The sequence below is a fragment of the Mucilaginibacter sp. genome (genome assembly GCF_028288225.1).
In the GTDB taxonomy this organism is placed as follows: domain Bacteria; phylum Bacteroidota; class Bacteroidia; order Sphingobacteriales; family Sphingobacteriaceae; genus Mucilaginibacter.
Genome location: NZ_JAQBOC010000071.1, coordinates 1 through 23,179, shown reverse-complemented (window position 1 = coordinate 23,179; position 23,179 = coordinate 1). Strand labels below are relative to the sequence as shown.

The window sequence follows — 23,179 nt, the reverse complement described above, 5'->3', positions numbered from 1 at the left end:
TGTATCCACGCCGGTAAAGCGTTCCATTTTCACGCGGAACACCTGGAACAAAGTGGAACATGCTGATTATCAAATATTTAGCTATTTATCAAGAATTAAATAAATGCAAGTATCTTATAATCAGAATGTTCCATCAACCTTTATATCGAATTCACGTTAAGTTAATTAAGGTAACCATATATAAGTTGGGACAGTTAAAATTAAAACTTTTTTGCGTTGTCCCCTGATTTTGGGCAGAATTTTCGGCACTTATATACCAGTTAAACCCAAGGGATAATTAAATTGCTGCTATTTGAAACATATAGTTGATTCCATATTTAACAGTATGTTAGAAACAATTATCACTGGTTTATTAATCGGTACAACACTGGAATTATTGAAATCAATAGCTAATCATTTATTAAAGGATAAACGTTGAGGTTGTTGTTTTGGGCAGAATTTGGCCTCATGTATGTATATATACACGCGCGGTTTATTGATTAAAATTACTACGTAATTTTACATTTATTTGCGGAGGTGGTTATTTCATCTTAACTTTCAACATGCCTTAAGGCAACTAAATTTAAGATCATTCAGAAAGATACACTCTTATTTTTTAGCTATATTTATACATGAGGATGGGGGGTCAATGATTATTATAAAAGTTGCGCAGCTTCTATAATATAGACCCAGCCCTTACTCGATTTTTAATTCATCTTTTAATCGCTGTACTTCAATAAACGATTTGTTAATGTCTTGTATTTGTTTATCAAACTCATTTTTTTTATAGATTATTATATTAACGCTATCTCGGAACTGTACTAATGCTATTGCTACTTGTGGAAAGTTAGAATAATCTACAGAAAAATAATGCGCATAGTAGTTTCTAATTCTACTTGATTTTCCTATTTCATCAAGTAGTTTTTTAAAATTTCTAACCTTTCCACTATTGTGAATGTTCTCAATTTTAGGATATTTTAAATCTAATAACGCCTTTAAAGCTGTCCTCTTACCATCGAATGATAGCCTATCTATAAGTACCGATATTATTTCATTATGCAACCTTGGATTTTTTTGTATGAAATAATTTGCAATAAATAAATCTATCGCCCTTTCTAATTTTGCAAATTCAGAAATAAAATACCCCCTATATTCATCTGCATTTAATAATTCTATCATGGTTAAGGTTTATAGTCCCTACAATATTACTAAATATTTAAAAATAAATTTGTCCCATATTGTTATTAATATTATATGGCTTTGCTATGTTCTTGCGAGAACAAAAACCAAAATTATTCAGACAAGTACGACAAAATACTAAAAGATGAAGAGTTGTATATTGACAGCATCGGGGGTTTGCCATATGTTGGAGTTACCACAATGGATAGATTAGCTTCGCACACTTCAAAATTAGATAGCATATTTAATGTAACATCAAAAGAACACACAGCAGATGAATATAAGCCTACTATTGAGCAAGAAAAAAGGCATTTAGAATTAATCAAAAGAACTAAGTTCTATATAGAGGGCGCTGACCTTACAAAAAAATAGGTATATTAAGAGGCTCAACCAAAAGCCTCTTTTTTTTATGATTTTAAATACGGCACATCAACAAATAGACCATATATTAGGCATTTTCAGAAAAAATCAGTCAGTTTTAAGCCCTGATGATTTGTTGAAATTAGTAAACGAGAGCGAAATTGTAGTTGAGCCGTCTGTTTTAAACGGGATAATTGAGAAATTACAACGTGATATCCATATTTTTAAGGTTGGATATGCCTATGCATTTCAAATAACATTTGAGGGGAATTTATTCATAGGATATGATAAACAGCGTATTTTAGAAGATGATAGAATTATCAAAATTTCTCAAACGGAAACTCATCTAAAGTCATATAAGACACGTCTTCTTTGGGCAACTTGGAGCGCAGGTATTTTTGCCGGTCTTCTTTTGTTATGGCAGATTTTTGTTTATCTCTATCCTCATCAATCGGACTGGTGGTATTTTTGGTTTCAAAACACCACCAAATAAATTTAAATAGTTTTTTCATCTTGTCCCAAGTAGTATATAGTTAAGTTAATTAAAACACCTGTTAATTTGCCTTATTAAAATCCTTCCTCTTAAAAGATTTTAATAAGGCAATACGGCAGCCATCTATTCGCTGCGTAAGCTTTTCACAGGGTTTGTGAGAGCGGCTTTAACGGATTGAAAGCTTATAGTGGCAAATGCAATAACCACCGCTATTATACCGGCCGCAACAAATACCCACCAGCTTAAATTAACCCGGTAGGCAAAGGCCTGCAGCCAGCTATGCATAACAAACCAGGCTATAGGTGTAGCAATTATTATGGCAATAAATACCAGTTTTATAAAGTCCTGCGCAAGCAAACCTACAATGCGGCCCACACTGGCGCCTAATACTTTACGTACACCTATTTCGCGGGTACGTACCTGTGCTGTGAACGCCGCAAGGCCCAACAAGCCCAGGCACGAAATCATGATGGCAATCCCTGCAAAATAATTAAACAATGTACCTTCGCGTTGCTCCGATTGATACAGGCTGTTAAACGCATCATCCAAAAATGCATAACCAAAAGGATATTCGCCGTTGTATTGTTTAAACTGGCTCTCGGCTGCTGTTAGCGCATTTTTCGCATCCTGGGTAGTGGTTTTTACATAAATAGTACTAAATCTTTGAGGTGCGTACCAGAAAAGTGCAGGCGCAATTTTTTCCTTCATTGATGCGTAATGAAAATCCTTCACCACCCCTATTATCTTACCTGTAATGGTATTCATCCGGAAACGTTTACCGATAGGATTTTTGAGCCCCATCTCTTTAACCGCAGCTTCATTTAGAATATAATTTGCTGTGTCGCTTGCAGCACCTGTAAATGATGCGCCCTCTATCAACTGCATTTTAAAGAATGAGATGAAGTCCTTATCTATTACTATGGGGTGTACTATAAAAGTTGAGTTTGGTGCTTTGCCATCCCAGTCGTTATCACCAGACATCCCCCCAAACCTGACTATATTTTGATTTGAGCGGGTTACAGCCAATACACCCGGCTGTTTTAATAATTCGTTTTTTATGGCATCATAGTGCTTCGCTGCATCGCGCATCCAGAAAGAAAATACGTTGGTTTTATCGTACCCCAGCTTTTTTGAGCGAATATAATTTAGCTGGCTGGTAATAACTATTGTACCTATTATCAACACTACAGAAAACACGAACTGTGTAACCACTAAAATTTTGCGAAACATTACATCTCCTATTCCGGCGGAGATTTTGCCCTTTAAAGCTTTTAAGGGCTCAAATGAAGATAACAATAGTGCAGGGTAAATACTTGATGCTAGTAAAGTGCCGGCAATGGATAAAAGTATAATTGTCCATACATGGTAATCATACAAATTGAGCGACAGCTGTTTTCCAGCCAATTGATTAAAAGCCGGTATTAGCGCTAAAATAAGGAACAGCGCCAAAACAACCGCCAGTGAAAACAACAAAGCTGTTTCGACTATAAACTGCATAAATAGCTGAATTTTTGCGGCGCCCACAATTTTACGCATACTGATCTCCTTTGAGCGCAGCATGGAGCGGGCGGTTGACAGATTTACGTAATTGATACACGCTATTACCAATATCAATAACGCAACCACTATAAAGATCCTGACAGTGCTCATACCTTTATCTGTTAGGTCAGCATTGTATAAATGCATTTTTGATAGAGGGAGCAGCAAATATTCCGCATCTGTATCATCGGGCTTATGGTTAAGATGGATCTGCCGGATCCTTACTGCAAGATTGTTTAAGGAAACGCCCGGCTTAAGCAGCAAATAGGTTTCATAACTGAAGTTTGAAAAATTGCTATTTAAATCAATTTTATTGGTCAGCATACTTTTTACATGATAGCTCATAGGCATTATCATATCAAAGTTAAACCTGGAATTTTTAGGAAAATCGTTAATTACAGCGCTTACTGTAAAGTTCTCTTTGTTATCGGCTACTATAACTTTTCCTATCGGATTTTCACTTCCGAAAAATTTTTCAGCAGTTTTTTTGGTGATAACAACTGAATTATCATTTTTAAATGGCTTTGATGCATCACCCTCGACTACAGGGAAATCAAACACAGAAAAAAACGAAGGATCAGCAAAAGTTACATTTTCATCGCCAAAAACTTTGTCTTTAAATTTATAGAGCGAAAAATTATAATTGCCTGTGAGGCGCACGGCATCCTTCACATCGGGCAGTTGTTGTTTTACAAGCGGCCCTATAGGAGCAACGCCAACGGTCCAGATCTGCTTGCTGGCACCCGTGCCGCCGAAAAGTTCGAGCCTGTAAATATTGCGCGTTTGTTTATGAAAACTGTCAAAGCTCAATTCGTCCTGAACCCATAACAATATGAGGATGCCAATAGCTAAGCCGGCAGTTAATCCGGCAATATTTATAACGGAGTAAAATTTGTTTTTTAACAAATTGCGCCAAGCAGTTTTGATGTAGTTTTTAAGCATGTGGTTTGGTCATTAGTCAGTTGTCAATGGTCAATGATCATTAGTGAACGATGGATTGGTATCATGCCTTAAATACTTTCGGGAAAATAAAAAGTTACAGACTTTTTTCAACTAAAATAAAAACACCGGTTCCTCTAAAAGGAACCGGCGAAAAACCACTTTTTATCTTTCGGACTTACTGACTTTCCCGACTTTCGGACTCCCCTACCTCACTCCGTTTTTAAACTTTTCACCGGGTTCATTAACGCGGCCTTAAAGCTCAGGTACGATACCGTTGCAAAGGCAACCACCAGTACAATAATAAAAGGGATTGCAAAAAGGGTCCAGCTGATATCTATCCTGAATGCATAGGTTTGCAGCCATTTATGACAGGCGTACCAGCCAAGCGGCGCCGATACTACGAACGCCACCAAAACCAGCTTCGCAAAATCTTTATACAGCAATTGCAAAATACCATTTACCGATGAGCCAAGCACCTTACGGATGCCAATCTCTTTGGTGCGCTGTACAATGGTGTATGATACCAGGCCAAACAAACCCAAACAGGCAACAAATATTCCAATGGCTGTAAATGCAGCAAACACTTGTCCGAACTGCCTGTCGGCGTGGTACTGTTCGTTAAAATGCTGATCGAGGAAGAAGTAATCAAATTGATCGCCGGGGAAAAATGTTTTCCAGCTGGCTTTTAAAGCGTCTATCGTTAAGGGCAAATTGGCAGTGCTTATTTTTACCGAAACCTGTCCCCTCACATCGGGGATACAACGAAAAATAAGCGCATCATAAGCATCATGTAACGATTGCTGGTGGTAGTTATCAACTACGCCTATAATAGTATAAACCTCGCCCCAAAAATCAATCTTCTTACCAAGTGACTGCAGGGGTTTATCAAAGCCCATTTGCGCCGCCGCTTTTACATTAAGCACTACGGTGTGCGGGTCGGTGGTACTAAACTCTTTTGAAAATAACCTGCCACCTACAAGTTTTGCGCCATAGGCGCTAAGGTAATCAAAATCGCCGCCTATTATACGGTATTGCTTGCCCTCGCTTTCAGGGGTGCCTACCAGTTTAATGCCACCGGCGTTCCATTGCACCGGTTCGCCAGGTATGGATGTTGATACAGTTATACTCTTAATTGTTGAGTTGCGTAAACTCTCGTTTTTAAATGCGCTCATACTGCGGTAAAATGAATCGACTTTGCCCAGTGGCGGTTTTATAACCAGCGTTTGGTTAATGTTAATGCCCAGGCTTTGTTTTTCCATAAACTGGATCTGCTTAAACACCGTAAGCGAGCCAATCAATAAAAATATAGATGCCGCAAACTGGAACACCACCATCACCTTACGCAACAATATACCACGAGGCGACGCAGAAAGCTTGCCTTTCATTACCTCAACGGGTTTAAAGTTTGAAAGCACTATGGCCGGATAAAAGCCCGAAAAGAACGAGCCCAGTAAAAACAACCCAATTACCCCGGCCCAAAATGCGGGTTTAACCAGCAAGGTAAGGCTGATATACTGACCAGATATGGACGAAAAAATCGGTAAAAAAACTATGATCAAAGCTATAGCCAGCACAATTGCCAGGCCGTTAAGCAGCATTGCCTCCATCATGAACTGCGCAATTAGCTGCCCTTTGTTCGAACCAAGTGTTTTGCGAACGCCAACTTCTTTGGCTCTGCCAATACCACGCGCGGTGGCAAGGTTTATGTAATTTATCCAGGCAATAATTATCACAAATATGGCTATACCTGCCAGCAAATATACCGATGTGCCATCGCCGTTTGGTTCAGCTTCAATCATCAAATGTGATTTCAGGTGAATGCTTTCCAAAGGCTGTAAATAATATTTAGCACCGTCGCCGCTGCCCTTAAATACTGCATATTCTTTATTTACATAAGGTACGAACTTAGCCTCGAGCGCTTTAGGGTCTGCGCCCGGTTTTAGCAGCAGGTAAGTCAGGCAGCCATCGTTGCGCCATCGATTATCCAGGTCGCTTTTAGGACCTGCAAATTTTAGAAGCGTGGCGTACGATAATAATATATCCGTTTTAAAGTGTGTATTAACCGGAAAATCCTTCATAACGCCAGTTACTTTTACCGGCTGATCATATCCAAAGTTTATTAACTTGCCTATTGGATTTACACTGCCAAAAAGCTTTTTTGCATTGGTTTCGGTTATTACGATCGAGAATGGCTCCTGCAAAGCCGTCTTCGGGTCGCCGCTGATAAGCGGGTAGCTAAAAATGTTGAAAAACGAGTTTCCGCAGAAATAAACCTTCTGCAGGCTAAGCCGCTGTTCCTGGTAAATTGCCAAAACAGGCCCGGCGCCCACTACTTTTACAAAAGCTTCAATCTCGGGGAAGTTTGCTTTAAACTTGCTGCCTGCCGCAAAAGCGCCGGCTGCCCATTGAGTGCTTAGTTTACCATTGTTAAACCTGTCTTGCGCAACACGGAACACTCGTTCTTTCTTAACATGAAAATTGTCATAGCTTAATTCAAATACAACGTATTGAATTATCAGCAGCCCTGCAGCCATCCCTATAGCGAGCCCCACGATGTTGATAAATGAGAAAGCCTTGTTCTTTTTAAGGTTTCTGAAAGCGATAAGTAAATAGTTTTTGATCATGATCAGGAGTTTATAAAAAGTGTTTGGCTAAAATTATGCCGTTTTTATAAGATATTGATTATTAATTATTTATATCATATTCAATTATAACGTACGTTCGATTATAGTATAGTGATTGTTCGAAGGCGAACACTTGAACTAAGATTTGTAGATAAGAGCATTGCAGGATAAAAATTTTGCTAATATCCTGCAATCTTAAAATTCCACGAATCTTAGTTAAAAATTACATCATGACGATCAACAACTTAAGGCTTTAACTCAAAAAGAACTGCATAAATACATTCAGTTGAAGAATGCTTTTAATTGATGTTAGAGATTAGAGGCCAGAGGTTAGAGACTAGGAAAAAGCGCTGAATCTATGTAACCTTCCCGTTTCCGCAGGGTCTCTCTCATAGAGGACCCTGCGATGGATGAAGCTGATCAGAGCAAAAAACCGCGGTTGTTTACGCAAAAACATTAAAGAGCTTGTAACCTTTCCCTTTACCCGGAGTATTTAAACAAGATTGCCAACGAACAACAAATGACTAATGACACAATGACTATGAATCATTCAAAAAAAATCAATATCATCCGCATGCTGCCTTTACTTGGCTGCATAGCGTGCTTTATTTACAATCCTGCTGCTATGGCGCAAACGGTTGTAGTAACTGCAAATCCGGTTGTTACCCCTGTTATAACTACAAATCCGGTTGTAAAAGTTAATCCGGTTATAACCACAAACCCTGTTGTTAATGTTAACCCTGTTGTAAACACCAACGTTAATCCCGTAGTAACAACAAACGTTAACCTTAATGTTAACCCCGATGTAAATGTTGACGTTAATATTGACCTCGTTGGCACCGACCGCTCAGAAGGCAGCTGGTTTGCTACCGTTAAGGGTGATAAAATAAGATTTGAATTCAGGAGCGGTGACGATGAAAACAACTGGTCAAGCGATTCAGATTTTAAGCTTAGCGATTTCCCTAATCTGCCCAAAGGTCAAAAGGGCGAATTTAGTTTAAAAAGAGAGGCCGGAAACGTTGTATTTACGGGCTCATTTGATGGCGATATGGGTTCGGGCCATTATAAATTCACGGCTGATAACACATTTAATGAATACATAAAAAGTCATGGATTTACTAACGTGCGCGACCGTGATTCATTTTCATTCTATATGATCGATCTGAAAAAAAGCTATGTTGAAATGCTTCAGAAAAATGGTTATAGCGATATTTCATCGGGCAATCTGATAGCGATGTCGGCCCTTAAAGTTGATGAGGCGTTTATCAATTCGTTCAAAAACATTGGCTATACCGATCTTCCATGCCACCAGTTAATCGCCATGAAATCAATGCACGTTACCCCTGAATTTATCAAAGGATTTGAAGAATTGGGGTATAAAGATATTCCGATAAACAGGCTGATCGCATTAAAATCATTGAGGATAGATGGCGATTATATAAAAGGATTTGACGCTATCGGCTACAAAAACATCCCGGTTAATGATCTTATTACTTTTAAGTCGTTAGGCATTACCCCTGAATTTGTAAAGGGCTTTGAAGATGCCGGGTACAAGGACATCCCAGCCCATAGCCTGGTTCCCTTAAAATCATTGAACATCACACCTGAATATATTAACGGCTTTAAAAAACTTGGTTTTACTGACATCCCCTTAAATGAATTGCCCGCATTAAAATCAACCGGGGTAACGCCTGAGTATGTGGCATCCATGCAGCAAAAAGGCTTTAAATCAGACAACCTGAGGAAATACATTCAGTTGAAAACATCATTCAGCAATTAAAACTTAAACCATCATGAAAAAAATTATTATAACCTGTTTGTCCGTCATTGTTTTATTGACAGCATTTACAAACAATTCGTTTTCGCAGCAAAAAGCTAAGACCGAAAAAAAAGAGAAAAATGACGATGAGGACAACTGGAACTTTAATAACAATCGTGCTCCCGGTACATGGGATGCGGTTGTAAAAGACGACCAGGTAAATATTCAATTTTACGGTGCACGCTGGAGCTCGGGCCGAGATTTCCCGCTATCGGAATTAGGAACTTTGCCTAAAGGAAAAATAGGAGAATTCAGCCTTAACCGCGAGGCAGGGAAAATGACTTTTAAAGGTGTTTTTGAAAGCCAGTTTGGCCACGGTTCTTACCAATTTGTTGAGAATACCCAATTTAAAGCATACCTGGCACAACGCGGCTATAAGAACCTTGATGATCAATTAATGCTTGATGTATTTTTCACTGACATTAACAAGGCTTATTTTGATTATATAAAAGCTAATGGCTATGCAACTATTACAAACGATCAGTTTAAGGACCTTGCCGAACAGAATTTGAACCGTAAAAAATTAGCTGAATATTTCGACCTGTTTAAAACTGAAGGATATGGCCATCAGTCAATAGATAAAATAGTGGAGCTGCGTGAACATGGGGTAAGCGCCCGTTTTGTAAGCGATTTTCACCAGATTGGCTTTAAAAACTTTTCGCTTGATAAGGCACTTGAATTGCGTGACCACGGCGTGAGCGCTAAATATATCACCGAATTTACAAAAATGGGATATAAAGACATTTCGCTTGATAAAGCACTCGACCTAAGAGATCATGGTGTGAGCCCCGACTTTATCAACAGCATTCAAAAAATGGGCTACGGAACCTTAACCCTTGATAAAGCACAGGAACTTAAGGACCATGGCGTAAGCCCTAAATTCATTAACAGCATTCAGGATATGGGTTATAAAAATATAACGCTTGATAAAGCACAGGAGTTGAAGGATCATGGCGTTAACCCGGATTTTATAAGCGGCATCCAAAAATTAGGATTTAAAGACCTATCGCTTGAAAAAGCACAGGAACTGAGGGACCATGGCGTTACAATTGCATACATCCAAAAAATAAAAAGTAAAGGTTTAAAGGATATAAACACGCTGGATGATTACATAAAATTAAAGGATACCGGGTTTTAATAACTATTGAACTTTCACTATATATCAAAGCAAATTGGTTAGCCCGGTTTGCTTTTTTTATTTAGCTTAGATGCGGCCGACCTATAAACCGATAAAAAAGCTATTTTTATCACAAAAAAAGTTATTATGTTTTTTATTTTTTCAAAGCTGTTGTTAATTTTCATTCTGCCGTTTTCATGGGTCATTGCTTTTTTGCTTGCAGCTTTAATTGTAAAAAAGCCTCATCTTAAACGTCGCTTTTTTATTATCTCAGCTGTATTGTTGCTCATTTTTTCTAACCCGTTTTTGTTCAACAGGTTTGCTTATAACTGGGATATACAACCTGTGCCATTAAAAAAAAGCGGCTCATATAGTTGTGTGATAGTTTTAGGTGGATTTTCCGGCAGCGATGCCAAAGGGAATGGCTTTTTTAATACTTCGGCAGATAGATTCATAGAAGGCCTTAAATTAATATCTACCGGTAAGGCATCGCATATCCTTGTTTCGGGTGGTAATGGCAATTTAATGGCCGGCAGCTTTAGGGAGAGTACCTGGGCTAAAACTCAGCTTCAATTACTTAAAGTACCTGATAGCTGCATAATAGTTGAAAACAAAAGCCGTAATACGCTCGAAAACGCTGCATTTTCAAAGGTGTTGCTGAACAAAATGCATTTGCAGCCTCCCTACCTGCTGGTTACCTCGGCTTTTCATATGCGCCGCTCGCTTGGCATCTTCAAAAAAGAAAAAATGGACGTTATTCCTTACCCATGTAACTATTTAGCCGGGAATGTAGATTTCTCTTTCGGTGAATTTGTACCTGATCCATGGCCGCTTTATGGCTGGAATTTTTATATAAAAGAAGTAATTGGAAGTGCTGTGAATTATTTTAAATAACAGCACACCCTTTTAAAACCGAAATCCTAAGACTTTTTAATTTAAAAGGACTTAAGATTTTCGGCTAAGAACTATATAAATCAGTATAATAATCAGACGTCGCGGGCAGATTCGAACTGCCGTATGGGGTTTTGCAGACTCCAGCCTATCCTCTCGGTCACGCGACTTTAAAAAAACTATTTAATCACTTATCAGAGGACCGGAGGGGCGGGATAACCTATCTTTCTCCGTAAACGGAGCAGGAGTTAGCACCTTTTATTGAGTCTATAGTCTTGAGTATGTAGTCGTAAGTCGTAATTAAAGTTGCGGCTTTAATTTTTTTTGACTCCGGACTCATGACTTTAGACTTTCCTCTAAAATACAGGTTGCTAAGACTTCACAGGGCCTTTTCCCTCGGTCTTTCTGGATAAGTGAAAATAAAGAACGATTTTGTTGATGCAAACATACATATTAATTCTATAAATCCTATAGACATTATATAATATATTTAATTTGAATTAAAACTTACTGAAAATGAGCTAATTATTTTTTACAAATTTCTTCAGTAACACATTTATTTATAATATCAGCATAAGGAGCACCTACGGAGCCTGAGAACAACTTTGCTTTTTCTACAAACAGGGTGCTCCAATAGAGGAAATAATTGCGTTAAGATTCCATTCAATTTGTTAGTAAATTCTCCTGGCTCCAGAGAAGCCACGTGTTTATAGAATTTATTTACTAAACCGATAGCTTAAAAAAATGCTATTTTTATAGCACATAATTGCTGTATGATAATGAAGAAACTATTACTTATTATTTGCCTGGTAACAATTTCTGTAAGCTCTACTTTTGCTGATACCATTGCTATCAACCATTTTGTAATTAAAGAAAACCCTTTTGCAAAAAGCGAGGTTGCCGTTGTAGCAACTGATACGGCAAACGTTATCCAGGAAAATGTGAATGGTGTATTTACCTTTACTATGAACGGTTTTGAAGAGCAGCTTACCTTTGATAAGGGCACCGCTTTTTACAGGCACAAAATTGATAAATCGACATTTTTATATGCCAGGCACCAAAATGATAAGGGCACACACAGCATACTTTATTATGTCTATAAGCACGATGATAAGCTAAGCCCGCTGCACATTAGCTGGGTACTGTTACTGGCTATCCCCTGTGGACTTGTTTTGCTGGCCTACATGTTTAAAAGGTTTATTATTATAGCCATCATCATCTTCTGTATTTTTATGTACTTTAATTACCACAATAACCTTAGTATCCCCACATTTTTTCAAAGTATAATTGATGGGTTAAAGGGGATATTTTAGAGTAAGGTTTAATTGTAGTGATTTTAGGATCTCATATTACAGTTAATCAGACCGTCCGCTTATCATGATGTATCATAGTTAAAAAAAAGCCGCCCAATTAATTGGAACGGCCTACTACTAATTAAAAATTTGCTTCTTTATTATGCCAGACTATCGCGCAAAGCCTTGATCTGATCATGCGCGGCAATAATCCCTTGCTGTTGCTGGCGTATGATTTCGCTTATTTCATATGATAGATGATGTTCCGGATCGAGGGCTGTTTGGTACGCTTTTTTAATTGCATCTTCGCCCCGCTCGCACTCCTCTAAAATACTCTTACGGTCATGCCCGGTAAAGGTGGCCTTTACATCAAGCCATGCGCGATGAATAGCGCCTGTACCGCTGGTACCTGTTTCTGCATCGCCGCCAACCTGGTTTACCAATGATGACAGTTCCGCTGAATTTTCCCTGCTTTCTTCAGCAAACTGCTCAAAGATGCCCCTTAATTCAAAATCGCCTTCTTCAAGGTCCTTGCTTGCTTTTTTAAAACCGGCTACACGGTCGTTGTTGATCTCTATCAGGTCATTTAATACGTCAATTGATTTTTCTGTAGTTTCCATAGTAGTTTGTTTGTTTTGTGTTTATTATTATGCTGCTAATTGTTGGTTAGTCTTAATAGGGTCATTTTTAGTTTGCGACGCAGTCATCCTGAAATTTTTCAGATCCTTTTCAAGGAGAACTTTTAGTTCAATGTCAAGCGCCTTTAGGAGGATATTTGTTTTGGCTGATGTTAGGTTTTTCATGGTAGTAATTTTATTGGTTAACCTATTTATATAAATATGATGCCATAATTAGTAAAACATAAATTATTGCTTAAACTAATTAAATATCCTATAACTATAATTTAATAATGTATAGTATAATAATCAGGGCGAATAGTTTAAGCGGCAGTTAAAAAAAAAGCATATTCCTAAAGGTTTTGAAAAAGCCTTGTGGAAGGAAAAGTTAATTTTTACAGAAAACTTTATTGACGTTCCTCTAAAAACAAACCCCCGTTATCATATGTATTATCAATATTAACTCAACCAAAAATGATCAACCCATGGCAGCTTCGCCTTATTAAGAATGATGGCACAAAAAGAAATATTATTATTGAACCCATTTTAGAAAAGGGTAACCAGGGCCTGCACAATACCGGAACTTACAAGCTTTATAAGGATGCTCTGGGCGATGAGTCGGTGCTGTTTACTGAGCCGCTTGAAGCAACTGAGCTTAATAACGAGCTGCCCGATAATATGAACCCTGATTATTTAGGGCGGATAGAATTTGATACCCGGTTAAACTGGACCTATAAAGGAGATCTGTTAACCCTGGAGGAACAAAAGCAGGCAGCTATGCATATTCTTAAGAATAAATAAAATAAAGTGGCCGGAATTACGGTAAAAGTTTCTCTTCACAACTATTTTCCTGGTCCCTGATTTTATCAATTAGTTATTCGTAAAAAAAGGCAGCTTAAAATAAAATGTTGACCCGGATTCGCTATCAACCCAAATACTGCCATCGTGTCTTTTTATAATTTCACCTGATTGATTATTGAGTCATTGTATGGCACAAAATTACCCACTCCGCTAAGTTGTATTGGCCGGCTATCTCCGTTAAATGTAAAGAGACGAAAAAAACATTTGCACATCTGCATATTCGCACATCCGCATATCTATTTTTTCCTGTAAAACACCGGCAATCTCCTCATTGCAGCAGCTTTAATAACCTTTGTATTGCGCCTTGCTACCGCCTGCCCGTTCTTAGCGCCCGACTGTCCGTTGCCTGCCACTGTGGTTACCACACCTGCCGGAGTTATTTTGCGGATCAGGTTATTGTTTGAATCGGCAACATAAACATTGCCCGCTGCATCAACTGCCAGGCCCGCCGGGCCATCAAATGAGGCGGCTGTTCCGGTACTGTCTGCAGCCCCGGCTTTACCGCTGCCTGCAAGGGTACTGACAATTCCACCGGGTGTAATTTTGCGGATAAGGTTATTAACGCCATCAGCTACGTAAACATTATTTGCAGCATCAACCGCTACACTATTTGGAAAATAAAAAGTAGCCGAGCTGCCCACACCATTAACAGCTCCTGTCGATCCGCTGCCGGCCAATGTGCTTATTGCTCCTGTGGCACTTACTTTTAATATGTTATTGTTAATATAATTGGCTACAAAAATATTTCCCGCTGCATCAGCTGCCACGCCTGTAGGATTGCTGAATATATTTGCCTCGCCAACGTCTGTGCCATTACTTGCAAAGGTGCTGACTGTTCCGTCGGGTGCAACCTTCCGGATAAGGTTGTTACCAGCATCAGCCACATAAACATTACCTGCAGCATCCAGCGCAACACCTTCAGGATGAAAAAAGGAGGCAATAGTACTCGCCCCATCCGCATAGCCCGTACTATCGCTGCCTGCAAGGGTGCTTACGATACCTGCCGGAGTGATCTTTCGGATCCTGTTGTTACCTGCATCGCCAACATAAATATTACCTGCCGCATCAACAGCTATGCCCGTTGGCTGGCTAAATGATGCTAAAACACCCGTTGCATTTATCAACCCCTGTGTTCCATTACCGGCCAGGGTGCTTACCAGGCCTTTGGCGCTTATCTTGCGGATCAGGTTATTGCCATAATCAGCCACATAAATATTCCCCGCTGCATCAACAGCCACACCTGCCGGACTATAAAACGATGGCAAAGTATCCTGTGCAACCGTTCCGCCTGTACTATCAGTTCCGGTTGTAGTGCCGGTACCCGTTTGGCTCCGCTTAGGTTTTACCTGCTGCTTTGTACAAGCCGTAAACAACCCGGCTATCATCAATATTAAAAAAGCCTTAAACAGCTGTTTGGGGTAAGTGAATTTCATTGTTATAAATGTAGAAATTAATTAGTGATTTATTGAATTAGTGAATTAGCGAATTAGTGATTGAAGAAATTTTGAATTCTTGATTTAGATCGCAGATAGTGGCTTTTTAATTACCTGGTTTTAATTACCTATTCCCTAATGACACAATGACCAATGACGAAAAAAAAGGCATCACAGTTTCCCGTAATGCCTTTGTTTTCATAGATGAGATGCAGTGTGTTTGAATTATTTACAGAACAGCACTGTATTTGGTGTCCAATCGTCGTTATGCTCGCCTGTAGTGAGCTTGCGCATGGTGTTTAATGATAATGCATAGGCGCATGACGGCCAGGTAGCAAACGCCGGAGTAATGCCTGGTGCTGTAGCCAGGTTTAGCTGTGCAGCCACTCCCCTTGGCACATTGCCCGATGGTAAACCCGCTATGCCCCCGGTAGCGTTTGAGTAGATACTCAGGTTCCATCCGCCAATCAATTCATGATCAACCGTATAATCTATATGGGCCTGGGCCTTTACCGGGGTGCAGCCCGTGCCCCCACCTGCATACAGTTCTTCCAGCTTTACAAGGCTTACCTCGTTCCAGTTGTTTACATAAATGGAGCCGATGAGCGCCTGAGTATTCAAATTTGGTGATGCCGGGTTAGCCGGATCATCAGTTGTCTGAAACTGGATGTACAGCATTTTGCCGTTTTTTTGGTTAGGAACAGTTACCGCTGCGCCTGCAGTTTGACCTGCACTTGCATCGCCGCCGCTGATGATGGAATTGGTATCCAGATAAAACAGCGGACCATAAAAGCCACTATCCATAGCCGGCTGATCAACCCTAACCCAGCCGTTGGGGTCAGGATGCAGTACATGGTCGGCAATGGGTGCCGGATAATTATCTGGCGGGATACTGTCAGCTATTGATGCCGGCTGGTTTATATCGATCACCACATTCTGGAAAGCAACCCCGCCATGCCAGGTTATCTGCCGTGTGGCAACTTTTAGCGCAATATTAACTTCCATCTGCGCTTTTGTTGCAGGGCTAAAGTTTACATTATCGAGCGAGGTTAAAAAGCGGTAATACAACGGGCTCCCCGGTGCAGCAGGTACCGTTTTGGTAGCATAGCCGCCCAGCTTAACCGAACCGAAAAAGCCATAACCTGCGCCACCTGCGCCGAATTTACCTGTAAGTGTTTTACCCCCGGCATCAATATCAGATGTAATGCTGAAATTACCTACTTCAGTAAACCATGGCCAATAATCAATAGTTGGGCCACCTTTAACACAAAGCCTTACACAAAAGCAGTTGTGTGCATTGTGCCTGTCGTTTTGGCGGCCACGTGTACGGTCTTCATTAAGCAGTACAGCGCCTGATGATGATTCTATCCTGAAATAGTAATCCGGACCAGCTGGCCACTCTATATTAAGCCATGGGGATAGCAGGGTTTTCCTGAAGTTATCGCCGGGATAAATAATAGTGAACTTGCCGTTGGCATCAGTATAGGCATCACCCAGCGTATCATCCTGTATCAGGTCGACATCATAGGAAAATACCCTAACACCGCTGACAGGGGCTTTGGTTTCACAATCTATAACTATGCCGCAAACCACCCAGATATCAAACAGCGACAGGATGCGGCAAAACCATTTCGAATCAATCCGGTACTCAAAATATGCATACTGTACAGACCCCTTGTTGCCTTGCCACATAGGCTGCAGGGTGGTGATATGAAACTGAAGGTCGAGTTCCTTTTTAGGGCCCGGGCCAATTACTATAGGGCCGGTGCCGCAGTACCAGTCAATATCAAGCGCACCGCCGTCATAACCGCTGCGTTCGCCCAGCTCAACTTCAAAGTCGCCGTTTTCCTGCAGCCTGCCTTCGGCAATAAATAGTTTTTCCTTTGCCTTCAACTCTTCCGCACTGGCCTGGTGAAACGTTTGTTTAACATCTGCCACCGCCAGCAAGGTTTGCCGGCTGTCCGCAGCAGGTTTGTAGATCTTTATCGAAGTGCCGGTTACAGGCAATTCACAATCAGAACACAGCAAACCACGCAGGTTGCCTTTAATAACGAAGTTCATAGGTTTATGTAGATTTAAGTTTTACCGGCTTACTCTTTGTAATTGGATTTTCAGCACCCCTCCAAAACATAATCCCTATAACATATTATAAATGAGGATCTTTGTTAATCCAAAGTTTCAGCTATTTAAATTATTACGCAATGTTGCTGATACGCAATCTCCCCTGTAATTGTACGTGATCTTATTGCGTATTTGTGGATGGGGTAGTTGCGTAAAAGTACTTTTTTTGAGTTTGTAGTTTTGAGTCTTGAGTCGATAGTCCTTTGTTGGTTAAAAGCGCTCTTTGTGTAACAACACTAGACCAAGGATTACAGACTCGAGACTCCTGAGTATAGCACAGGCACTTTTTTTGAACCTTCTTCATAAATTATACCCTCCTCCAAAACCTGGCATCTATCCATTTATCGGCAATATAAACGCCGCGTTCAAGGTCTTTTGGGCTTGCCAGGTGCAATAATGTTTCATCAACAATAAAGGTTGCCGCAGGGATAAGATTGTTCAAATAACGTGCTTTAACATGCCATTTGGCATAATCATTAACGTCGGGATAGAGCTTTACGGTACGATCTTGTAACACCCGGCATTTGCCCGGGGTCAGTCCTTCCAGGCTTCCTGCCGCCAGCCAGATGTAATTGAGATAATAATCGCTGACTATAATGGCAGTTTTCTCACTCTCAACTATAGCCACTATCTTTAAACGGGTTGCATTATGATTACAGATGAAGAATTAAGAAAAATTGAATTAAAGCGCAACAATGCACAAGAGGTGCCACAGGAGGCGTCTATAGAAAGGCGGACCGTAAGTTAATTGAAGATAATTTAATCAGAATGATCATTGAACCAGTACAGCACTTCAACTAACCTCTGATCTCTAATCTCTGATCTCTCTAACTTCTGATCTCTATCTCTAACCTCTAACCTCTGATCTCTAACCTCCAACCTCCAACCCAACCTAAAACGGCATCCCTATCCCGAAGTTCAGCTGCATAAAGTTGTAGGTATCGCCGCTGTTGGTGGCTTTGTAGTTGGCCTTAAAGGTGCCCGATTTAAAGAGCTCGTTAAAGTGATTGATCAGCACCCAGGAGTCGGAGCCGGTAAACTGGGGATCTTTAAACTTAAATGCGGCATCAAGCCTGAATACAAAGAAGGCCAGGTCAAACCGTAAACCTGTACCAATACCAATAGCAGTTGACTGTAAAATATTATCCAGCCTAAATTCCGAGTTTGGCTGATCTGGCTGCTTATGCAGGCGCCAAACGTTACCGGCATCAATAAATACAGCGCCTTTTAATTTGGAGCCAAAAAAGTCATCCATCAGCTTGTAGCGGTATTCGGCATTAGCAATTATCTTTATTTCGCCAAACTGATCAAGGTATTTTAAACGCGTGCGCAGGCTATCACTGTTATAAGCGGTGGCCCGGTTAAATTGTCCGGGGCCAAGGGTACGCGGCAGCCAGGCACGCATATCATTAGCACCGCCCGCATAAAATTCTTTTTCGAAGATCCAGTGGCCATCATCGCTGTTGCCATACGGGATGCCTATGCCTGGGTTTAGACGAAATATGAATTGCCGCTCCCCGCCGAGGCTTTTATAAACACGAAGGTCGATCTCCGTTTTTGCATATTGGGCAAATGGGTAGCCCAGTATTGTTCTTCTGTTGTCTGCATCTCTTTTGGTATTAAGTACATTGCTGAGCAGGCTTAGGGTATTGCCGCCAACATCAAGGCTGCCCCTAAAATAAGTGAAGTTTTTGTAGGAGTTTAACTCAATGGCATTATACTGAAAGGTGTACTGGCTCCCTGCCGAAAATATGGTACGCCCGATAAGTTGGCTATAGGCAAATAAATTATTTTTCAACAACAGTGCCTGTGCAGCAGGGTCAATAGTACCTTTTGAAAACTCTATATCAATAGGTGTAATGGTGTGCAGCTTGCGGCCGGTCTCAAAAAAATCATAGCTAATTGAGTTGATAAAACTCTCGCGCGATACCAGTCCTTTTTGATAAAACCACTGGTAGTTGGTTGAAAATGTAGTATGCGGTACGCCATATTTGCCCGGCAAAGGAAAGTTGAACGGCGCTATTATGCGCGGATAAATCAGGCTTGCACCTAGCCGCAGGTCCTGGTTTTGAATGGCTGCCTGGGTAATGCTGTTATTGCTGTTATCAAATAAAATGCTCCAGTTGGTTTTTATTTGCAGGATGGCTGCATTTTTAAACACGTTTCTATCAGTAAAGGTATTGCCCAGGTTATAACCAAAACGACCGCCTGCAAAAAGGAACTCACCTTCTACCCTGTCGCTAAATTGCTTAAGCGGGGTAATATCAATTTTAGTATCCAGCCTGTTGGTACTATCGGGCAGCTTGGTATAAGTTGGGTTGGGCACATTACGGAACACGTTAAGCTCGGATAAGCGCGAGGTAGTTAACGTTTGCTGATCAATGTTATAGATCTGTCCTTTTTTCTGAAAAATATAATCGGTTACCGAGTGCGGCTTAAACTTGCCGGAGTAATCAACATACCTGAACTGCGGATCAACCTGCACGGTATCGGCCTTGCCGGGAGTACGCCCGTTGCTTTTGGAAACCGTTACCAGCGTATTGTTAATTGTATAAATAGGATGTGATGATTTGCCGGCAGGGTTATCAATTATCATTTTAATATCAACCACACTGCTTTTAAAGGTCGAATCATACTGAAAGTTGATGTACTGGCGGTAAAAATCGTAATAGCCGTTGCGCTTCATTATCAGGTAAAATTCGTCCCTGTCATACGCCAAACTATCGGTATCAAACCTGCCGCCGGGCTGCACATGCGAAAACCGGGGACGGTTAACACGGTAAAGATCCTGCACTTTTTTATCGGCTATGCTATCCTGCAGCTTCCTGATCCTGAACAAGGGCCCTTCAACTGCCGAAAATATCAGCTCGGCCTTTTTCTTTTTAATTTTGATGGTATCTGTAACCTTAGCTTTTAAATAGCCTTTGTTCTGTAAAAAGCGCTCAATCTGTACACGGGAAAATTCAACCAGGTTACTATCCAGTATAGCAGGGGCTTCGCCAATATCACGCTTGCCGTTTTTGCTGAACAGGTAATAAAATTGCAGGTTTATAACATTATTGGGCTGCTGCTCCTTATCAACATACAAAACAGCGGCTTCGGCGAGTTCATCGTCAATCCCCTTTATTGTAATTTTACGCACAAGCGACTCATTACCTTTAAGCCGGCGTGTTAAACTGCATCCGCTCCCGATAAAGAGCAGCAAAATACTTAATATTGCAAGGCGGTAACCATTAGGTTTAATATATGCTTTCAAAGTCTCAAATCAGTTTACTAAAGTCCTTACAAAACAAAAAAGAGCGTAAAGAGCACGGTCTTTTTTTAGTTGAAGGATACAAATCGGTTGTTGAATTCATTAATTCTCCTTACAAAATTGAAGCTATTTACTATACAGCTCCGTTCGACCCAAAAATGCTCAAATTATCCCAAAAAATAAACTTATATAATATTTCTGTTACCGATATTGAAAAAATAAGCAGTTTAAAAACCCCGCAAGAGGTTATTGCCCTCGTTAAAATACCTGTGCACCCAACGCTTAGTAACCAAAAGCTTAAACAAAAGTTCTCATTAGTTTTAGATGGCATCCAGGATCCGGGGAATATGGGTACCATTATCCGCACGGCCGACTGGTTTTGCATTGATAATATTATCTGTTCAGACGATACAGTTGATGTTTATAACCCAAAAGTGGTGCAGGCCAGCATGGGCTCACTGTCGCGGGTAAATGTGCATTACGTAAATATAACCGAAGCTTTACCGCAGATAGACCTGCCTGTGTTTGGGGCGATGCTTGACGGCGAAAATATTTACAGAACCCAATTTGGCCTTGAGGGATTGATAGTTATGGGTAACGAGGGCAACGGTTTACGACCCGGTGTTGAGCAATTAATTAATAAAGCGGTAACGATACCACGCCTTGGAAAAGCAGAATCATTAAACGTTGGAATAGCTACCGCATTATTTTGTGCAGAAATAAGCAGAAATAAACTTGGCAGCCAATAAATAATTACTATTTTTGCAACCTTGAAAATTGGTCGGGTGGCCGAGTGGCTAGGCAGAGGTCTGCAAAACCTTTTACAGCGGTTCGAATCCGCTCCCGACCTCGAAGGATTTAAAAACATTAAAATAAATACCATCATGGGCGTTACTCGTTTAAAAAGAAAAGATAGAAAAAACAAGACTACTTCACGTTTAGAAGTACAATTTTTAAAGCTGGCTACAAACCTTGAACCAGGAAGCCGCAGCGCTGAGAAAAAAGACAGCCAGATAGCAAAAAATAATGCAGCTTTATTGATAGCAGCAGGTAAATAATTTCTCTTTTTAAGGGAACATATTTATTTTGAATAATATTTAAGATCCTATTGGTTTATACCGATGGGATTTTTTTATTACATCTCTTTCGTTGTTGTGGCTTGTAGAGGCGCGATACTTCGCGTCTTATGCAGCAGATAGGTAGCCGGTACGCAAATCAGCCATACATAATGGTAACCTGAAATACAGCACGTTGTGGTTTGTAGAGACGCGATGCTTCGCGTCTTATACGCCAGACAGGTAACCGCACGCAAATAAGCCATAAATTACAGTACTTGAAATACAGAGCCTGGTAAAATTGTTAAACATGGTGGTGAAAGACGCGAAGCATCGCGTTTCTACAACATCACAATCCAGATATTATCCTCTTATTTATCCTCCCTATCAATCCCGGCCCTTCATAAATAAATCCGGTATATAACTGCACCAATGCTGCGCCTGCATTCAGTTTCTCAATAGCATCATCTGCCGAATGAATGCCCCCTACCCCTATTATCGGGAATGTCCCGTTTGATTTTTTATGCAGATAGCTTATCACTTCAGTTGATCGTTTGGTTAAAGGCACGCCGCTTAATCCGCCGGTTTCATTTTTCAATTCATCTTTTGATGTTAACCCCTCCCTGCTGATTGTGGTATTGGTGGCTATGATGCCTGCAATACCTGTTTGCTGTACTATTTCAACAATATCATCCAACTGCTCGTTGGTAAGATCGGGAGCTATCTTTAACAGGACGGGCCTGCTGATACCATTTTTTGAGTTCCGTTTTTGCAGGGTGTTTAGTAATTCCATAAGCGGTTCTTTCTCTTGCAGGGCACGCAAACCGGGTGTATTGGGCGAGCTTACGTTCACCACAAAATAATCAACCACATCAAACAGGCGGTCGAAGCATTTGATATAATCGCTTACGGCATCTTCATTTGGCGTAACTTTATTTTTGCCGATGTTACCACCGATGATCACTCCCTGCTCCCGCTTAGTGGCTTTCTTTCTAAACGCAGCTAACCGTTCGGCAACCACATCAACCCCGAGATTATTAAAACCCATACGGTTTATCAGCGCGCCATCGTCAGGCAGCCTGAACATGCGCGGTTTGGGGTTACCTGGTTGTGGCAATGGCGTTACGGTGCCTACCTCAACAAAGCCGAAGCCCAGGTTAGCCATTTCGCCCATCAATTCGCCATTCTTATCAAAACCAGCAGCAAGGCCAACAGGATTCTTAAACTTCAAACCAAATACTTCCCGTTCCAGCTTAGGGTTTTTAACATCCCAAATAGCCCGGCTCAATGCAGCACCACCCGGGAAACGGTTAAAGCGCTTTAAATTAGCCGTTACAAAATAATGAACCTTCTCCGGGTCGAACTTAAAAAGCAGTGGTTTTAATAGAAAATACATGAGTACGAAGGTAAGTTTTTTAGGGAAAGTCCGAAAGTCGGGAAAGTCCGGAAGATAACTGTATGTTGTTCCGCGGAACTGTGTCGCGTCCTGAAAAAAGTTGTCACTGTTTTTTTATAAAGTTAAAACTATTTGTTGCTTGTTTGTCGTGTTAGGATGTGGGGAACGCGAAGCGTTCTCCACATCCTAACACGTTTTTCTTTTTTTG

Annotated in this window: 19 protein-coding genes, 1 tRNA gene and 1 riboswitch; of the genes, 10 read left to right on the top strand and 10 right to left on the bottom strand. The window is 40.6% G+C overall.

Features of this window, described 5'->3' with window-relative positions:
• Nucleotides 1-675: 675 nt before the first annotated feature.
• Nucleotides 676-1,158 carry a hypothetical protein gene (locus JWQ54_RS20810; RefSeq protein WP_299588850.1) on the bottom strand — a complete coding sequence of 161 codons (483 nt, stop codon included), beginning with the start codon at nt 1,156-1,158 and terminating at the stop codon, nt 676-678.
• A 75-nt stretch (nt 1,159-1,233) separates the two neighbouring features.
• Between JWQ54_RS20810 and JWQ54_RS20805 the strand changes: the two genes are divergently transcribed.
• A complete protein-coding gene (locus tag JWQ54_RS20805; RefSeq protein WP_299588848.1) occupies nt 1,234-1,530 on the top strand; it encodes a hypothetical protein in 297 nt (98 codons plus the stop codon).
• A gap of 37 nt (nt 1,531-1,567) precedes the next feature.
• On the top strand, nt 1,568-2,011 hold the full coding sequence (locus tag JWQ54_RS20800; protein WP_299588847.1) for a hypothetical protein: 444 nt from the start codon (nt 1,568-1,570) through the stop codon (nt 2,009-2,011).
• Nucleotides 2,012-2,134: 123 nt separating this feature from the next.
• On the opposite strand, the gene JWQ54_RS20795 is transcribed toward JWQ54_RS20800, so the two are convergent.
• A complete protein-coding gene (locus JWQ54_RS20795; protein ID WP_299588845.1) occupies nt 2,135-4,492 on the bottom strand; it encodes an ABC transporter permease in 2,358 nt (785 codons plus the stop codon).
• A 209-nt stretch (nt 4,493-4,701) separates the two neighbouring features.
• On the bottom strand, nt 4,702-7,116 hold the full coding sequence (locus tag JWQ54_RS20790; protein WP_299588843.1) for an ABC transporter permease: 2,415 nt from the start codon (nt 7,114-7,116) through the stop codon (nt 4,702-4,704).
• Nucleotides 7,117-7,657: 541 nt separating this feature from the next.
• Here JWQ54_RS20790 and JWQ54_RS20785 point away from each other — a divergent pair.
• The 4 genes from JWQ54_RS20785 to JWQ54_RS20770 all read left to right on the top strand — a co-directional run bounded on the left by JWQ54_RS20785 (nt 7,658) and on the right by JWQ54_RS20770 (nt 12,256).
• Nucleotides 7,658-8,896, top strand: coding sequence for a hypothetical protein (locus JWQ54_RS20785; RefSeq protein WP_299588842.1), 1,239 nt, complete (start codon nt 7,658-7,660; stop codon nt 8,894-8,896).
• A 13-nt stretch (nt 8,897-8,909) separates the two neighbouring features.
• Complete coding sequence (locus JWQ54_RS20780) at nt 8,910-10,073, top strand: hypothetical protein (protein WP_299588840.1); 1,164 nt, start codon at nt 8,910-8,912, stop codon at nt 10,071-10,073.
• 126 nt (nt 10,074-10,199) lie between these two features.
• Entirely contained in the window at nt 10,200-10,946 is a 747-nt protein-coding gene (locus JWQ54_RS20775; RefSeq protein WP_299588838.1) for a YdcF family protein, read from the top strand.
• 214 nt (nt 10,947-11,160) lie between these two features.
• Nucleotides 11,161-11,359, bottom strand: a riboswitch (SAM riboswitch).
• Between the two features lie 363 nt (nt 11,360-11,722).
• On the top strand, nt 11,723-12,256 hold the full coding sequence (locus JWQ54_RS20770; RefSeq protein WP_299588835.1) for a hypothetical protein: 534 nt from the start codon (nt 11,723-11,725) through the stop codon (nt 12,254-12,256).
• A 140-nt stretch (nt 12,257-12,396) separates the two neighbouring features.
• Here the strand turns inward: JWQ54_RS20770 and JWQ54_RS20765 are convergent, their stop codons facing one another.
• Together JWQ54_RS20765 and JWQ54_RS20760 are read right to left on the bottom strand one after the other, a co-directional pair.
• The gene (locus JWQ54_RS20765) at nt 12,397-12,855 is read right to left on the bottom strand and encodes a PA2169 family four-helix-bundle protein (RefSeq protein ID WP_299588833.1); all 459 of its coding nucleotides are present in this window, start codon (nt 12,853-12,855) and stop codon (nt 12,397-12,399) included.
• 27 nt (nt 12,856-12,882) lie between these two features.
• Complete coding sequence (locus tag JWQ54_RS20760) at nt 12,883-13,038, bottom strand: hypothetical protein (protein WP_299588831.1); 156 nt, start codon at nt 13,036-13,038, stop codon at nt 12,883-12,885.
• Between the two features lie 288 nt (nt 13,039-13,326).
• On the opposite strand from JWQ54_RS20760, the gene JWQ54_RS20755 reads away from it, so the two are divergent.
• Nucleotides 13,327-13,653: a hypothetical protein gene (locus JWQ54_RS20755; protein ID WP_299588828.1), complete on the top strand. Its 327-nt coding sequence runs from the start codon at nt 13,327-13,329 to the stop codon at nt 13,651-13,653.
• Between the two features lie 296 nt (nt 13,654-13,949).
• On the opposite strand, the gene JWQ54_RS20750 is transcribed toward JWQ54_RS20755, so the two are convergent.
• The 4 genes from JWQ54_RS20750 to JWQ54_RS20735 form a co-directional block, all read right to left on the bottom strand.
• On the bottom strand, nt 13,950-15,146 hold the full coding sequence (locus JWQ54_RS20750; RefSeq protein WP_299588825.1) for an NHL repeat-containing protein: 1,197 nt from the start codon (nt 15,144-15,146) through the stop codon (nt 13,950-13,952).
• A 225-nt stretch (nt 15,147-15,371) separates the two neighbouring features.
• Nucleotides 15,372-17,207 carry a hypothetical protein gene (locus JWQ54_RS20745; RefSeq protein WP_299588823.1) on the bottom strand — a complete coding sequence of 612 codons (1,836 nt, stop codon included), beginning with the start codon at nt 17,205-17,207 and terminating at the stop codon, nt 15,372-15,374.
• Nucleotides 17,208-17,574: 367 nt separating this feature from the next.
• The gene (locus JWQ54_RS20740; protein WP_367187124.1) at nt 17,575-17,895 is read right to left on the bottom strand and encodes a DUF6371 domain-containing protein; all 321 of its coding nucleotides are present in this window, start codon (nt 17,893-17,895) and stop codon (nt 17,575-17,577) included.
• 264 nt (nt 17,896-18,159) lie between these two features.
• Complete coding sequence (locus tag JWQ54_RS20735) at nt 18,160-20,523, bottom strand: BamA/TamA family outer membrane protein (RefSeq protein WP_299588822.1); 2,364 nt, start codon at nt 20,521-20,523, stop codon at nt 18,160-18,162.
• Here JWQ54_RS20735 and JWQ54_RS20730 point away from each other — a divergent pair.
• From JWQ54_RS20730 to JWQ54_RS20720, 3 genes are all read left to right on the top strand, one after another.
• Nucleotides 20,514-21,269: an RNA methyltransferase gene (locus JWQ54_RS20730; protein WP_299588820.1), complete on the top strand. Its 756-nt coding sequence runs from the start codon at nt 20,514-20,516 to the stop codon at nt 21,267-21,269. The two genes, JWQ54_RS20735 and JWQ54_RS20730, sit on opposite strands and share 10 nt — an antisense overlap.
• A 30-nt stretch (nt 21,270-21,299) precedes the next feature.
• Nucleotides 21,300-21,370: transfer RNA gene (locus JWQ54_RS20725), tRNA-Cys, on the top strand.
• A gap of 34 nt (nt 21,371-21,404) precedes the next feature.
• Nucleotides 21,405-21,578, top strand: coding sequence for a spore protein (locus JWQ54_RS20720; RefSeq protein WP_073405483.1), 174 nt, complete (start codon nt 21,405-21,407; stop codon nt 21,576-21,578).
• Between the two features lie 346 nt (nt 21,579-21,924).
• Here the strand turns inward: JWQ54_RS20720 and JWQ54_RS20715 are convergent, their stop codons facing one another.
• Nucleotides 21,925-22,971, bottom strand: coding sequence for a quinone-dependent dihydroorotate dehydrogenase (locus JWQ54_RS20715; protein WP_299588819.1), 1,047 nt, complete (start codon nt 22,969-22,971; stop codon nt 21,925-21,927).
• Nucleotides 22,972-23,179: the final 208 nt, after the last annotated feature.